The sequence below is a fragment of the Pseudomonas sp. Ost2 genome, assembly GCF_018326065.1.
GTDB classification, from domain to species: Bacteria; Pseudomonadota; Gammaproteobacteria; order Pseudomonadales; family Pseudomonadaceae; genus Aquipseudomonas; species Aquipseudomonas gingeri.
The window spans coordinates 3139241-3154116 of the sequence record NZ_AP021904.1 but is presented as its reverse complement, the minus strand read 5'-3'; the positions used below and the strand labels follow the sequence as shown (position 1 = coordinate 3154116).

The following is a 14876-nucleotide window of genomic DNA, read 5'->3' as shown; positions in this document are numbered from 1 at the left end:
CCATGGCCCGGGCCGCCCTCGCCACCCCGCCGCTGCCGGGAGAAGTCATCCCGGCCAGGGCCTCGCGCCACCTGGAGACCCGGGCAAAAGCCGTGGCGCTGTTTGCCCGGCGCGGGTTCGCCCAGGTCGGCCTGCGGGAACTGGCGGGACACCTGGGCATCCAGGCGGGCTCCATCTACAACCATATCGAGAGCAAGGAAGCCCTGCTGTTCGAGCTGATCGAAAGCCTCTACCTGGACCTGCTGGACATCGTCACCCCACCGGTGCGGGCCTCGCGCTCGGCGCAAAGGCGCCTGGACGAACTGATCGCCGCCCATCTGGACCTGCATCGCGACAAGGGCGATTTCTTCCGGGTCGCGGAGCACGAGTTCCACTGCCTGGAGGCCTCGCACCAGGCCGTGGTGCTGGTGCTGCGTCGACGTTATGAAAGCCACCTGATCAAGCTGCTGAAGCCCCTGGGCCTGTCAGCCGACGAGACCCTGGCGCTGACCACCGTGCGCACCTTCTTCTGCCTGCTGAACAACCTGCCGGCCTGGACCGATGAAGCGGGGCTGGAACCGGGCACCTATCGCGCACTGATGCATGACATCGCGCTGGGGGCGGTAAAGGGCGCGCTCGCACACAAAGGCTCCGGTCCCCGCTAGCCTTCAGGCACAACCCGTCAGATCTTCCTCGAACGACGGCCAACCGCTTCGACGAAGCGGGCTGCCGGTCGGATCAGGCCATCACAGGCAGGTCGCGACCGCCGCCAGTCGCCGGGCACCGATCGGCTTGCTGGTGGTGGCGTAGTAGTCGACCACCGTGCCTTCGGCGTCGCGGCGGACATCGACGAAATACTCCGAACCGCGGGTATAGACGGTCGAACCGCCCTTGTAGCCCGGTTGCAGGTAGGCCGCGGCATCCACGTCGAAGACCGCCTCGTCCTGCCAGGAGAACTGGATGCACTGGGCGACGACATTGTCGGCCTTGGCCGAGGTGAAGGTCTTGGTCGGCCCGGTGGTGCGGGTCTGATTCATGCCGGGACTCATGCACCCCGCCAACGCTACTGTCGCCAACGCCCCGATTAACATCCGCATGACCGTTCCCTGCTCCGAAAAAAAGAAGCGACTTTAGCATTGAGTCCGCGCAATACGAATCTGATTTCCACCCGCATGGTTCAGATACGGGTTGCAACCGCGGCATGTTGGTCCAGACTATCCATGGCCCCACTCGAACAGGCATAAATGCAGACAAGACCTGCACTTATCCCGGTTGTATCGGGCAAATTTGCACTGTTACGATCGACCATCGTTCGTCCGCCGAACGCACTCAAAAAGACAATAAAAGCAGGGAGTTAGTAATGACTGCTCGGGTTTCATCCTCCGCTGCCACGGATTTCGACAACACCTCGGCCGACGTCCTGGCCGACGTGCGCAACCATATCGGCCACCTGACCCTCAACCGCCCCGCCGGCCTCAACGCCCTGACCCTGGACATGATCCGCCTGCTGCAACGCCAGCTCGATGCCTGGGCCGAGGATCCGCATGTCCACGCCGTCACCCTGCGCGGAGCCGGCGACCGTGCATTCTGCGCCGGCGGCGATATCCGCTCGCTCCATGACAGCTACCAGAGTGGCGGGCGCCTGCACGAAGATTTCTTCGTCGAGGAATACGCCCTCGACCTGAGCATCCATCACTACCGCAAGCCGGTGCTGGCGCTGATGGACGGTTTTGTCCTCGGCGGCGGCATGGGCCTGGTACAGGGCGCCGACCTGCGGGTAGTCACCGAGCGCAGCCGGCTGGCCATGCCGGAAGTCGGCATCGGGTATTTCCCGGATGTCGGCGGCAGCTATTTCCTGCCGCGCATTCCCGGCGAAATCGGTCTCTACCTGGGAGTCAGCGGCAGCCAGATCCGTGCCGCCGATGCGCTGTATTGCGGCCTCGCCGACTGGTATCTGAGCAGCGACAAACTCAACGAACTGGACCAGCGCCTCGACCAGCTGGAGTGGCACGACACGCCCCTCAAGGACCTGCAGGGCCTGCTGGCCAGGCTCGGCGTGCAGACCTTGCCCGATGCCCCGTTGGACAAGCTGCGCCCGGCCATCGACCACTTCTTCGCCCTGCCCGACGTGCCCAGCATGGTCGAGCAGTTGCGGGAAGTGACCGTCGCCGACAGCCATGAGTGGGCCCGGGAAACCGCCGACCTGCTGGAGACCCGTTCACCGCTGGCCATGGGCGTGACCCTGGAGATGCTCCGTCGTGGCCGGCACCTGAGCCTGGAGGAATGCTTCGCCCTGGAACTGCACCTGGACCGCCAGTGGTTCGAGCACGGGGACCTGATGGAAGGCGTGCGCGCCCTGCTGATCGACAAGGACAAGAAGCCCCGCTGGAACCCACCGACCCTGCAGGCGCTGCGGCCCGAGCAGGTCGCCCGCTTTTTCCACGGCCTCGACACGGGCAGGAACTGAACCATGCACGATATCGAACTGAGCGAAGAACAAGTGATGATCCGCGACATGGCCCGGGACTTCGCCCGTGGCGAGATCGCGCCGCATGCCCAGGCCTGGGAAAAGGCCGGCTGGATCGACGACGGCCTCGTCAACAAGATGGGCGAACTGGGCCTGCTGGGCATGGTGGTGCCCGAGGAATGGGGCGGCACCTATGTCGACTATGTGGCCTACGCACTGGCTGTGGAAGAAATCGCCGCCGGCGACGGTGCCACCGGTGCGCTGATGAGCATCCACAACTCGGTCGGCTGCGGACCGATCCTCAACTACGGCAGCCAGGCCCAGAAGGAAACCTGGCTGGAAGAGCTGGCCACCGGCCGGGCCATCGGCTGCTTCTGCCTTACCGAACCCCAGGCCGGCTCAGAAGCCCACAACCTGCGCACCCGTGCCGAACTGAAGGACGGCCAGTGGGTGATCAACGGCACCAAGCAGTTTGTCAGCAATGGCAAACGGGCCAGGTTGGCGATCGTCTTTGCCGTGACCGACCCGGAACTGGGCAAGAAAGGCATTTCCGCCTTCCTCGTCCCCACCGACACCCCTGGATTTATCGTCGACCGCACCGAACACAAGATGGGCATCCGTGCCTCGGACACCTGCGCCGTCACGCTGAACCAGTGCAGCGTGCCCGAAGCCAACCTGCTGGGTGAGCGTGGCAAGGGCCTGGCGATTGCCCTGTCTAACCTGGAAGGCGGCCGCATCGGCATCGCCGCCCAGGCCCTGGGCATCGCTCGCGCCGCCTTCGAGGCCGCGCTGGCCTACGCCCGGGACCGCGTGCAGTTCGGCAAGCCGATCATCGAGCACCAGAGCATCGCCAATATGCTGGCCGACATGCATACCCGGATCAACGCCTCGCGCCTGCTGATCCTGCACGCGGCGCGCCTGCGCAGCGCGGGCCAGCCGTGCCTGTCGGAGGCTTCGCAAGCCAAGCTGTTCGCTTCGGAAATGGCCGAGAAGGTCTGCTCGTCAGCGATGCAGATCCATGGCGGCTACGGGTACCTGGAGGATTATCCGGTGGAGCGCTACTACCGCGATGCGCGGATCACGCAGATCTACGAAGGGTCGAGCGAGATCCAGCGGATGCTGATCGCCCGGGAACTCAGGCACTATCTGGTGTAACGCCAGAAAACATCGCCGGCAAGCCGGCTCCCACAGGTTTGGTTGGTCACCTATTTGCGGTTGACCCGATCGGTGTGGGAGCGGGCTTGCCCGCGAAGACGGCGGCAAGAGCGCTGCAAGCCTCAAGGGCCCCTTCGTGGGCAAGCCCACTCCCACAGGTTTTTTGGTTAGCCACCTATTTGCGGTTGACCCGGTCAGTGTGGGAGCGGGCTTGCCCGCGAAGACGGCAGCAAGAGCGCTGCAAGCCTCAAGGGCCTCTTCGTGGGCAAGCCCACTCCCACAGGTTTTTTGGTTGGCCACCTATTTGCGGTTGACCCGATCGGTGTGGGAGCGGGCTTGCCCGCGAAGACGACTGCAAGAGCGCTGCAAGCCTCAAGGGCCCCTTCGTGGGCAAGCCCACTCCCACAGGTTTTTTGGTTGGCCACCTATTTGCGGTTGACCCGGTCAGTGTGGGAGCGGGCTTGCCCGCGAAGACGGCGGCAAGAGCGCTGCAAGCCTCAAGGGCCCCTTCGTGGGCAAGCCCACTCCCACAGGTTTTTTGGTTGGTCACCTTTTTGAGGTTGGCCCGGTCAGTGTGGGAGCGGGCTTGCCCGCGAAGACGGCGGCAAGAGCGCTGCAAGCCTCAAGGGCCTCTTCGTGGGCAATCCCACTCCCACAGGTTTTTTGGTTGGCCACTTATTTGCGGTTAACCCGATCAGTGTGGGAGCGGGCTTGCCCGCGAAGACGGCAGCAAGAGCGCTGCAAGCCTCAGGGGCCCCTTCGTGGGCAAGCCCACTCCCACAGTTTTTTGGTTGGCCACCTATTTGCGGTTGGCCCGATCAGTATGTGGCCGGGCGCTGTGTTCCGCTTGCTGGCGAGGGTGGCCTAGCGGCCAACGCGGGACCTGGCGGACCTACTGGTCCTTGAACTGCGCCTCGCGCTTGGCGATAAAGGCAGCCATCCCTTCTTTCTGATCCTCGGTGGCAAATGCCGCGTGGAACACCCGGCGCTCGAAGCGCACCCCCTCCGACAGGCTGACCTCGAAAGCGCGGTTGACGCTTTCCTTGACCATCATGCTGATGGGAATCGACTTGCCGGCGATCAGGCTGGCGACTTTCAACGCCTCGTCCAGCAACTCGTCGACCGGCACGATCCGCGCGACGATGCCGCACCGCTCGGCTTCCACCGCATCGATGAAGCGCCCGGTCAGGCACATTTCCATGGCCTTGGCCTTGCCCACCGCACGGGTCAGGCGCTGGGTACCGCCCATGCCCGGCAGCACGCCCAGGTTGATTTCCGGCTGGCCGAACTTGGCATTGTCAGCGGCCAGGATAAAGTCGCACATCAGCGCCAGCTCGCAGCCGCCACCCAGGGCAAAGCCCGCCACCGCGGCGATGATCGGCTTGCGTCGGTTAGCCACCCGGTCGCTGTCGCTGAACAGGTCGTCGAGGTAGATCTTCGGGTAGGTCAGCTCGGCCATTTCCTTGATATCGGCGCCAGCGGCAAAGGCCTTCTTCGAGCCGGTCAGGACGACGCAGCCGATCTGCGGGTCGGCTTCCAGGGCGTCCAGCGCGTGATTCAGTTCGCTGACGATCTGCGCGTTCAGGGCATTGAGCGCCTGCGGGCGGTTCAGGGTAATCAGGCCGACACGGCCCTTGATGTCCAGCAGAATGGTTTCATAGCTCATCGATAGAGTCCTTGATCACAGGTTGCGCGAAATGACCATGCGCTGAATGTCACTGGTGCCTTCGTAGATCTGGCAGACCCGCACGTCACGGTAGATCCGCTCCAGCGGGAAATCGTTCAAATAGCCATAACCGCCGAGGGTTTGCAATGCCGAGGAGCAGACCTTCTCGGCCATTTCCGAAGCGAACAGCTTGGCCATCGAAGCCTCCACCAGGGCCGGCTTGCCACTGTCGCGCAGGGCGGCGGCGTAGTGCACCATCTGCCGTGCCACGGCGATCTGGGTCGCCATGTCCGCCAGGCGGAAGGCCACGGCCTGATGCTCAACCAGGGCCTTGCCGAAGCTTTGCCGCTCACGGGCATAATCACGCGCCGCCTCGAACGCCGCCCGGGCCATGCCCACCGACTGCGCGGCTATGCCGACACGCCCGCCTTCCAGGTTTGCCAGGGCGATGCGATAACCCTCGCCCTCCTCGCCCAGGCGATTGGCGACCGGCACCTTCACGTCCTCGAAGAGGATCTGGCAGGTGTCCGAGGCGTGCTGGCCAAGCTTGTCCTCGACCCGCGCGACCTTGTAGCCCGGCGCGTCGGTGGGCACGATAAAGGCGCTGATGCCGCGCTTGCCGGCACTCGGGTCGGTCACCGCGAAGACGATCACCACTCCGGCGTTCTGCCCGGAGGTGATGAATTGCTTGCAGCCGTTGAGCACGTAGTGATCGCCCTCCAGCCGCGCACGGGTCTTCAGGCCGCTGGCATCGGAGCCGGCCTGGGGCTCGGTCAGGGCAAAGGCCCCGAGCATCGCGCCACTGGCCAGGGGTGGCAGGAACCGGGCTTTCTGCTCCTCGCTGCCAAAGTTGAGGATCGGCACGCAACCCACCGAGTTGTGTACGCTCATGATGGTCGAGCAGGCACCGTCGCCGGCGGCAATCTCCTCCAGGGCCATGGCATAGGCCAGGTAACCGGTGTCGCAGCCGCCCCAGGCTTCCGGCACCAGCATGCCGAAAAAGCCCAGCCCGGCCATCTCGCCGATGGCCTCCCGGGGAAAGCGGTGTTCGCGGTCCCATTCGGCGGCGAACGGTTTCAGCCGTTCCTGGGCAAAGGCCCGTGCCGCGTCGCTGATCTGTTGTTGCTCTTCGCTCGGTAACATGAGGCCTCCTAGTACAGACACTCGACAGCCATGGCCGTGGCTTCGCCGCCGCCGATGCAGATGGCCGCGATCCCGCGCTTGAGGCCTTGCTGGCGCAGGGCCGAAAGCAGGGTCACCAGGATCCGTGCGCCGGACGCACCGATCGGATGGCCCAGGGCACAGGCACCGCCATGGACGTTGACCTTGTCATGGGGGATTTCCAGCTTGCCCATGGTCACCAGGGTGACCACGGCGAAGGCCTCGTTGATTTCAAAGCGGTCGACCTGATCCAGGGACCAGCCGGTCTTTTTCAGCAGCTTGTCGATCGCCCCCACCGGTGCCACCGGGAACAGACCCGGGGTATCGGCAAACGCCGCATGCCCATGGATCACCGCCAGCGGTTTGAGACCGCGTTTCTCGGCTTCGGAACGGCGCATCAACACCAGTGCCGCGGCGCCATCGGAGATCGAACTGGAGTTCGCCGCCGTGACCGTACCGCCCGCGCGGAACGCCGGTTTCAGCGTGGCGATCTTGTCCAGCCTGGCCTTCGGCGGCTGTTCGTCATCGCTGATCAGCCGCTGCTCCTTGCCGACCGTGACCTGCAACGGGACGATTTCATCCCTGAAACGGCCTTCGCTGATGGCCTGCTGCGCGCGGGTCAGGGACGCCACGGCAAAGGCGTCCTGGGCCTCGCGGCTGAAGCCGTTGGTCTCGGCGCAATCCTCGGCAAAGGTGCCCATCAGGCGGCCCTTGTCGTAGGCGTCCTCCAGGCCGTCGAGGAACATGTGGTCGAGCACCTGGCCGTGGCCCATGCGGTAGCCGCTGCGAGCTCGGTCCAGCAGATACGGAGCGTTGGACATGCTTTCCATGCCACCGGCCACCACCACTTCGGCACTGCCGGCCAGCAGCATGTCGTGGGCGAGGATGGTCGCCTCCATGCCGGAACCGCACATCTTGTTGAGGGTGGTACAGCGGGTCGACTTGTCCAGTCCGGCGCCCAATGCCGCCTGACGGGCAGGTGCCTGGCCGAGGCCGGCCGAGAGCACGCAGCCGAACAGCACTTCCTCGACGGCGTCGGCGGCCACGCCGGCACGCTCGACAGCCGCGCGAATGGCGGCAGCCCCCAGTTGCGGCGCGCTGAGACTCTTCAGGTCGCCCTGGAAGCCACCCATGGGGGTGCGCACGGCGCTGACGATAACAATCGGGTCTTGAGTGTTCATGTGCGATTCTCCTATTTCGCAGCCATGCGCAAGGCGCCGTCGAGACGGATCACCTCGCCATTGAGCATGCTGTTTTCAATGATGTGCCGGACCAGCGCCGCGTACTCGGACGGCTTGCCCAGGCGTGGCGGGAACGGCACGCCGGCTGCCAGGGAGGCACGGACTTCCGGGGTCATGCCGGCCATCATCGGGGTTTCGAAGATGCCTGGTGCAATGGTCATCACGCGGATGCCGAAGCGGGCCAGCTCGCGGGCGGCCGGCAGGGTCAGGCTGACGATCGCGCCCTTGGACGCGGCATAGGCAGCCTGGCCGATCTGGCCGTCATAGGCGGCAGCCGAGGCCGTGTTGATGATCACCCCGCGCTCGCCGTCCGCGTCGGCCTCGGTTTCGGCCATGGCCGCGGCGGCCAGGCGCAGCAGGTTGAAACTGCCGATCAGGTTGACGTTGATCACCTGACTGAAACTCTCCAGTAGGTGCGGGCCGTTCCTGCCGAGGATCTTCTCGCCACGAACGATACCGGCGCAGTTGACCAGACCGTGCAGGCCACCGAAAGCCGTGACCGCCGCCTGTACCGCGACCTGGGCCTGGGCTTCCTGGGTGATATCCGCGACCACGCTGTGGGCCCGGGCCCCGAGCTTTTGTGCCTGGGCCGCGACGGCCTCGGCATTGAGGTCAACCAGCATGACCCTGGCACCGGCGGCCACCAGCATTTCGGCGGTGGCCGCACCGAGACCGGAAGCCCCGCCGCTGACCAGGAAAACCTTGTCTTGAATATGCATCACAAATGTCCTTCGTTAAAACCGCAAGTGATTCTGATGTTGCCCCCAGCAGGCGCCCCTCAACTATTGTCGTACCCGACCTTTGTGGGAGCTGGCTTGCCAGCGATGAGCCCCGCAGGACCGGCACCGCCTGTAAGGCCGCCATCGCCGGCAAGCCGGCCCCCACCAGGTTCTCGTCTTCAGGTCGCTGCCTGGGCCTTGGCGATTTCCTGATTACGCAGGATGAAGCGTTGCAACTTGCCGCTCGGCGTCTTCGGCAGTTCCTCGACGAATTCGATTTCCCGTGGATAGGCATGTGCCGCCAGGCGCTTGCGCACATGCTGGCGCAGCTCTTCGGCCAGTTGCGGGTCGGCGCGGTACTGTGCACCGAGCACCACGAAAGCCTTCACCAGTTCGGTACGCTCGGGGTCGGGCTTGCCCACCACCGCCGCTTCGACCACCGCCGGGTGCTCGACCAACGCGCTTTCCACATCGAACGGCCCGACCCGGTAGCCCGAGGTGGTGATCACGTCGTCGCTGCGACCGACAAAGCTGATGCTGCCATCGGCATTCAGTTCGACCGTGTCGCCGCTGAGGTAATAGCGGCCGACGAAGGCCCTGGTTTCGAAACCCTTGTAGCCGTTGAACCAGCACATCGGAGACTGGGAGCGGTCCAGGGCGAGAATCCCCGGCTGGCCGACACCCAGTTCCTGATAATCGTCATCCAGCACCACGATGCGATGGCCGGGCGAGGCAAAGCCCGCCGAACCGACATGCACCGGGTGCCGCAGGCCGTGGTGGTTGCACAGCACCATGCCGACCTCGGTCTGGCCATAGTGGTCAAGGATGGTCACGTCGAGGTGTTCCGCGAACCAGCGGATCACTTCCGGGTTCAACGGCTCGCCGGCACTGCTGACGGCCCGCAGCCGGCCCCTGACCCTGCCGGAGAAGGCCTCTCCCGCCGCGATCAGCAGACGGTAGGCGGTCGGCGACCCGGTGAGGTTGGTGATGCCGTATTTCTCGATCACCCGGCAGGTGCTTTCCACGGTGAACGGACCGTCGTAGAAGGTGATCGGATGACCCAGGCCCAGCGGCCCGGTGATACCGAAATAGAGTCCATAGGCCCAGCCCGGATCGGCGACATTCCAGAACGCATCCTCCGCACGCAGGTCGACCGCATCGCGGGTGTAGTTCTGGAAGGCGATGATCGCCTTGAGCGGCACTTCCAGGGGCTTGGCCGGACCGGTGGTGCCCGAGGTGAACATCAGCAGGAACGGATCCTCGCCGTCCAGCATCACCGGTTCGCAATGGGCCGGATAGTTGTCCAGTTCAGCCCAGAAGCTGAAGTCACCGCGTACGATGCCCTGCCCGCGCGGGCCGGCAACGGTGACGATGGTCGGGCAATCGCCGACTTCGCTGAGTTTGGCGCGGTTGGCCGCGTCGGTGACCACCACCCGGGCGCCGGAACTGCCCAGGCGGTGCTCGATGGCCTTGGGACCGAACGCGGTGAACAGCGGCTGATAGACGGCGCCGATGCGCCAGGTGGCGAACAGGGTCACCAGCAACTCGACATTGCGCGGCAACAGGCCGGCAACCTTGTCGCCACGGCGCACGCCCTGGGCCAGCAGGAAGTTGGCGAAACGCCCGGCCCTGTCCTGCAGGTCCGTAAACGTATAGGTCGCGCTGCTGCCGTCGCGGCCCTCCCAGAACAACGCGATCCGTCCCGGCAAGGCATGCCGGTCACAGCATTCGACGCTGGCATTGAGCGCCGTCAAAGTCCCTTTCAAGGCCGCATCGGCCGCTTGCTGATAATTGAAGTTCTCGGTGGCGGTCAGGTAGTCGCGCATAACAGGAATCTCTCGGTCTTATCTTGTTATTAGAAGGAAGAGGAACCGTAGAAAAATCCTGGAAATAGTCGCCCCGTCAGGGACTTGGGACAATGGTCAAAGCCTTCAACCTGCTTGACTGGTTTGGCCAATGACGCTGCTGGAACGATCAATGGATCGAAAGGCGGGTTATTGCGCTTCGTTGAGGATCAGGCTGCGGTAGTGCCCCGGATTGGACCCGGACCATTTGCGGAAGGCCTTGTAGAACGAGCTGGCATCGGCGAAGCCCAGCCGCGTGGCGATTTCGGCGAAGCTGATGGACGGCTCGGCCAGCCAGACGATCGCCAACTCCTTGCGCACGCTGTCCTTGAGGCCCTGGTACGTCTGCCCCTCCTCCGCCAGCCGGCGCCGCAGGGTCGAGGCCGACATGCACAACTGCAGCGCCAGGCCCTCGGTTTCCGGCCACTGCTCGGCGGGCAACTGCCGCAAGTCGTGCTTGATCCGGCTCGCCAGGCTCTGGGCGTCGCGGTACTTGACCAGGATATTGGCCGGTGCCTGGCCGAGAAAGCGCTGCAACTCCTGGGGACTGCGCTTGATCGGCAGGTCCAGGCAATCGGCGGCGAAGATCATCCGCGTCCGTGGCCGGGCAAAGCGCAGGTTCTCGGAAAACATCACCCGATAGTCCTCGCAATAGTCCGGTTCGGCACAGCGCAATTCGATGGCCAGGATCGGAATGCGTCGCCCGGCCAGCCAGCAGGCAACACCATGGACGATCATCCAGTAGGCGAAGTAGGTGAACGGCCGGCGCGCCTCGCCCTCGGGCTCGAGCAGGACGATTTCCGCCAGGCTCTGCTGGGTGACCCGCTGGGCCGGCAGGCGCTCGAACATCAGCGACAGAAAGCCCAGCACGGCCTCCAGTCCCGCGGCCACCGTGGGCTGGGCCATGCCGGCCCGACACAGGTAGGCGAAGCTGCCGGAACGCAGCTTGCGCGGGTCCATGCCGAAGAACTCGTCATCGTTGCGCCGCGCCAGCAGGCGCCACAGCCGGGCATAGTCACTGGCCGGCACGCGGGCATCGGGCTGTTCCAGCAAGCGCGGGGCAATCCCGACCTTGTCGAGGACCTCTTCGGTGGCCGCTCCCGGGGCGCAGCTCTGCAACAGCGCCTCGCGCACCAGATGGATGGAGATGGTGTCTTTTGCCGACATTGGCCGTCACTCAAGCCTTGTGCTGATCCTTGTGACGGCCATCTTAGGCAGCGCCGAGCAAAAAGCCAGCGTGATCCCTTCATAAAATCCGTGGCGGCGCCGATAGCCTCGGCATTGTTATGATCCGTCGCCTGCGCGCAGTCGTCTTTTCAGGGAGTTTTATCGGGTATGGTCGTGGTAACAGCGTTGAACAGCGGCAATGCTCCTGCGCCGGCGGTGCGGCCAGGGACCGGCCGATGAGTTGCTGGGAAATTCTCGGATTGTCGGCGGATGCCGATACCCGCAGCATCAAGCGCCAATACGCGATCCTGCTCAAACAGACCCGCCCGGACGACGACCCGGAGGGTTTCCAGCGGCTGCGCGAAGCCTACGAGCAGGCCCTGGACTGGACCGCGCTGACATGGGAGCCGGCGCCTGTCGTCGAGTTGCCACCTGTCGTCGAACCGGTCATCTACGCCACCGAAACCGGCCTGTCTCCCGCTCCCGCCGGCCCCACGGCCGCGCAACGGATGGCCGGCGAATTGCTCGAAGGCATCACCCCGGCCTTGCTCGATGAGCGCTGGGCCCGGGCGAGCGTCTATTACTGCCAGCGCGAGTTCGAAGAGCAGCTGCTGCTGCGCTGCCTCGAACCCGGGCAGGACTTCTGGGCCCTGGCCCACTGGGGGCTGGAGCATTTCGAATGGCTGAGCCCCTGGCAGCGCAACGACTTGTCGCCACATGCGTTGCTCGAACTCTATCAGCGGCTGTTCAAGGCCCTGGAAGAGACCCTGGCGGGCTTGCTCGGGCGTGGGGATGTCGAAGGTTTCTGGCGCGAATACTACAACCTGGAACAGCTCGGCTGGCTCAAGGGCCTGGAGCGCCGCGAGCGCCTCAATGAACTGCTGGCGAAGTTGCTGCTGGAAAGCCCGTTCTGGTCAGCCAAGCTGTTCAACTCCATCTGTAAGCTCAATCACTGGAACAGCAACAGCCTCACGCCGAATTGCCCGGAGCCCTACTGGACACACCTGCTGGAGCGCAGCCGCAGCGAAACCTTCCTGGCCAACCAGCGGCATCGCCTCGACCTGCCGCCGGACACCCCCGACAACCGGGTCGCGCACCTGTTGTTCGCCGACATGACCCTGGCCCAGCGCCGCAGCTTCTCCCGCCGTTTCCAGAAGGAAGACTGGCAGGCCTGCCATCAACTGGCCCGGGCGATACAGACAAGCCACACGCGACTGCAAAGCCTGCTGCCCGACGGCGACGCCTTTTTCTGGCGCGAATGGGAATCCCATGACACCGGCTGGCTCGGCTTCGCTGCGGTGATGCTGGCCTGTAGCGTGGCGGCGGTGCAGCACCACCTGCTGCCGGGTAACGGGCTGAACGAAACCGCCAGCGCCATTGCCCTCTGGTCCTTGTTGCTCTGCGGGCTGCATGGCGTCCTGCTGTGGTTCTGGCCCGGCATGGCCGACAGCCTCTGGACGCTCGACCAGCGCCTGAGCCAACGCCTGTCGGCCCGACTCAGCCCGCGCCGGCCGCCACCGCTGGTATTGCGTGAGCTGCTGCCCTGCTGGCTGCTGGCCGGGGTCATCGGTGCCTGGCTCGGCATCCTCCCGCTGCTGGCCTACGGCGGCGCGATGCTGGCAATGGCCTGGGTCGACCGCCCGGCGAAAAACCGTGCCAAGCCGAAGAAAACATCGGCCCATCCGACTTCCTGGTGGCTGGCCTGGAGCCTGATCCTGATCGTTTCACTGGCCACCCTGGCCCTGTATGTCGCTCACGGCCTGACCGTCGCCGGTCGCAACCAGGGCCTGCAACCCTGGCCCGAACGCCTGTGCAGCCGAATGCCGGCCAGCGTCGAAGACTGCCGGCCGCCGGCAACCCGGGAACAGTGGTACGGCAAGGAGGCCCACTGATGGATAAGCGCTGGTTTCTCACCTTCGGCGTGGTGCTGATCTGTCTGATCTATGTGGCTGTCGGCACCGAACAGCAGCAGAGCCGCTTCGGCCTCTGGCTCGACCGCCACAGCAGCGAGGAAATCGCTGAGGCCAGCGCCCTGCGGCCCTTGATCAGGTGCATCAACGTGGCCGATGTGCCCTGGCGGCTCGACCGCGCAGCCACGACCAGCACCGCTGCCGCCAGCGACGCCCATGACGACTTCCCCTACCTGCAACGTCAGGATGCCGACGCCATACGGCGCGACTTCTGCAAGCCGGGCATCGTCTTCAAGGCCAGCATGTTCCCGGGTACGCGGCAGATGGAGCCGGTGGTGAATCGTTATACCTCGGCATTCAATGACGTGCTCATGCGTCACCAGGCGCTGCAACGCTACTCCCCGGCCAGCGCCCTGTTGGCGATGAAGTTTCACGACAAGTATTACGACGGCAAGATCGAAGCGTTTCTGGCGGCCTCGGATACGCTGCGCCCCGAACTCGAAGCCCTCGACCTCGACTTGCGGCCCAGGCAGCTGGAGCAGTTGGAGCAGCGACTGGGCCGCGACCAGCACTGGTACCTGCTGAACTACATGATCCAGGCCCGCCAGACCGTCAACCGCCTGGACGAGGCCGCCGCCAGTCGGCAACTGGACCTGCCGTCGCTCGGCGCCGCCAGCGAAGCCCTGCGCCAGGCCCGACAGGCAGGCGAGACCTATCGCGACAGCCTCCCCGCCAATCGCCGCCGAGGTCCGGTTCACGATCTGTGGGCCTTGCTGGAGCAGCCTGCGCAACACTACCAGTCCGCCCTGGAACAGCTGGCGGCGGACTGGCGCAATCACGCCGAACCGCGGGTGCTGAGTGACGACTTCTGGAACGTGACCCACCGCTACGACGTCCTGCTGGCCCTCTACAACAAACAGGCGGACCTCGACTTCTAGTGCCCTGGAACCTTGCTGACAGCCGCTGGCAGCACACTCGTCAGGCCGATCCGGGCCCTGCCGGCCATGACCTATAGTCAAATGGACGGTAACACCGCACGGTCACTGCCACTGAAAAGGAGCATCACGATGAGCGTCAAAGCGATACCGCAAGGCTTCCACAGCATCACGCCGTACCTGGGTGTCAAACAGGCGGCCGAAGCCATCGAGTTCTACAAGAAAGCCTTCGGCGCCAGCGAAATCATGCGCCTGGAAATGCCTGACGGCAGCATCGGCCATGCCGAACTGCGGATCGGCGATTCCCCGCTGATGCTCGGTACGCCGTGCGACGAAGGTCCTTTCGTCAGCCCCGAAGCCCATACGTCGGTCGGGATTCACCTGTATGTCGCCGATGTCGACAAACAGTTTGAAACCGCCACCGCGGCCGGAGCCAAGGTTATCCGGGAAGTCCAGGATCAGTTCTATGGGGATCGCAGTTGTACCCTGAAAGATCCTTTCGGCCATGTCTGGTTCCTGGCCACCCACAAGGAAGACCTGACGCAGGCCGAGATCGAAACGCGGGCGGCGGATCTGTTCCGGCAAATGAAAGGCTGAAGCCACGCGCCACACCCGCCATGCCCACAACACAC

At 64.7% G+C, this 14876-nt stretch carries 13 protein-coding genes; 6 read left to right on the top strand and 7 right to left on the bottom strand.

All coding sequences use genetic code 11. The features are described from left to right. Positions 1 to 2 precede the first annotated feature (2 nt). Positions 3 to 644: a TetR/AcrR family transcriptional regulator gene (locus KI243_RS13935; protein WP_212811012.1), complete on the top strand. Its 642-nt coding sequence runs from the start codon at positions 3 to 5 to the stop codon at positions 642 to 644. A gap of 81 nt (positions 645 to 725) precedes the next feature. On the opposite strand, the gene KI243_RS13930 is transcribed toward KI243_RS13935, so the two are convergent. Then, positions 726 to 1076, bottom strand: coding sequence for a hypothetical protein (locus KI243_RS13930; protein ID WP_177082102.1), 351 nt, complete (start codon positions 1074 to 1076; stop codon positions 726 to 728). 263 nt (positions 1077 to 1339) lie between these two features. Here KI243_RS13930 and KI243_RS13925 point away from each other — a divergent pair, with 263 nt between their 5' ends. Together KI243_RS13925 and KI243_RS13920 are read left to right on the top strand one after the other, a co-directional pair. Next, positions 1340 to 2446 carry an enoyl-CoA hydratase/isomerase family protein gene (locus KI243_RS13925; protein WP_178964138.1) on the top strand — a complete coding sequence of 369 codons (1107 nt, stop codon included), beginning with the start codon at positions 1340 to 1342 and terminating at the stop codon, positions 2444 to 2446. 3 nt (positions 2447 to 2449) lie between these two features. Then, a complete protein-coding gene (locus KI243_RS13920) occupies positions 2450 to 3601 on the top strand; it encodes an acyl-CoA dehydrogenase family protein (protein ID WP_017127573.1) in 1152 nt (383 codons plus the stop codon). An 892-nt stretch (positions 3602 to 4493) separates the two neighbouring features. Here the strand turns inward: KI243_RS13920 and KI243_RS13915 are convergent. From KI243_RS13915 to KI243_RS13890, 6 genes are all read right to left on the bottom strand, one after another. Then, positions 4494 to 5267 carry an enoyl-CoA hydratase gene (locus KI243_RS13915; protein ID WP_017129723.1) on the bottom strand — a complete coding sequence of 258 codons (774 nt, stop codon included), beginning with the start codon at positions 5265 to 5267 and terminating at the stop codon, positions 4494 to 4496. Positions 5268 to 5282: 15 nt separating this feature from the next. Then, entirely contained in the window at positions 5283 to 6410 is a 1128-nt protein-coding gene (locus KI243_RS13910; protein ID WP_212811011.1) for an acyl-CoA dehydrogenase, read from the bottom strand. A gap of 8 nt (positions 6411 to 6418) precedes the next feature. After that, positions 6419 to 7609: an acetyl-CoA C-acyltransferase gene (locus KI243_RS13905; RefSeq protein ID WP_177130830.1), complete on the bottom strand. Its 1191-nt coding sequence runs from the start codon at positions 7607 to 7609 to the stop codon at positions 6419 to 6421. 11 nt (positions 7610 to 7620) lie between these two features. Then, a complete protein-coding gene (locus tag KI243_RS13900; RefSeq protein WP_103032982.1) occupies positions 7621 to 8388 on the bottom strand; it encodes an SDR family NAD(P)-dependent oxidoreductase in 768 nt (255 codons plus the stop codon). 179 nt (positions 8389 to 8567) lie between these two features. Further along, positions 8568 to 10214: an AMP-binding protein gene (locus KI243_RS13895; RefSeq protein ID WP_212811010.1), complete on the bottom strand. Its 1647-nt coding sequence runs from the start codon at positions 10212 to 10214 to the stop codon at positions 8568 to 8570. A gap of 168 nt (positions 10215 to 10382) precedes the next feature. Further along, complete coding sequence (locus KI243_RS13890; protein ID WP_212811009.1) at positions 10383 to 11399, bottom strand: AraC family transcriptional regulator; 1017 nt, start codon at positions 11397 to 11399, stop codon at positions 10383 to 10385. Positions 11400 to 11635: 236 nt separating this feature from the next. Between KI243_RS13890 and KI243_RS13885 the strand changes: the two genes are divergently transcribed. The 3 genes from KI243_RS13885 (at position 11636) to KI243_RS13875 (ending at position 14841) form a co-directional block, all read left to right on the top strand. Continuing rightward, positions 11636 to 13291, top strand: a complete 1656-nt coding sequence (locus tag KI243_RS13885; RefSeq protein ID WP_212811008.1) for a J domain-containing protein — start codon at positions 11636 to 11638, stop codon at positions 13289 to 13291. Then, positions 13291 to 14247, top strand: a complete 957-nt coding sequence (locus KI243_RS13880; RefSeq protein ID WP_178992122.1) for a DUF3829 domain-containing protein — start codon at positions 13291 to 13293, stop codon at positions 14245 to 14247. The genes KI243_RS13885 and KI243_RS13880 overlap by 1 nt, the downstream gene beginning before the upstream one ends. 129 nt (positions 14248 to 14376) lie before the next feature. After that, on the top strand, positions 14377 to 14841 hold the full coding sequence (locus KI243_RS13875) for a VOC family protein (protein ID WP_017129731.1): 465 nt from the start codon (positions 14377 to 14379) through the stop codon (positions 14839 to 14841). Positions 14842 to 14876: the final 35 nt, after the last annotated feature.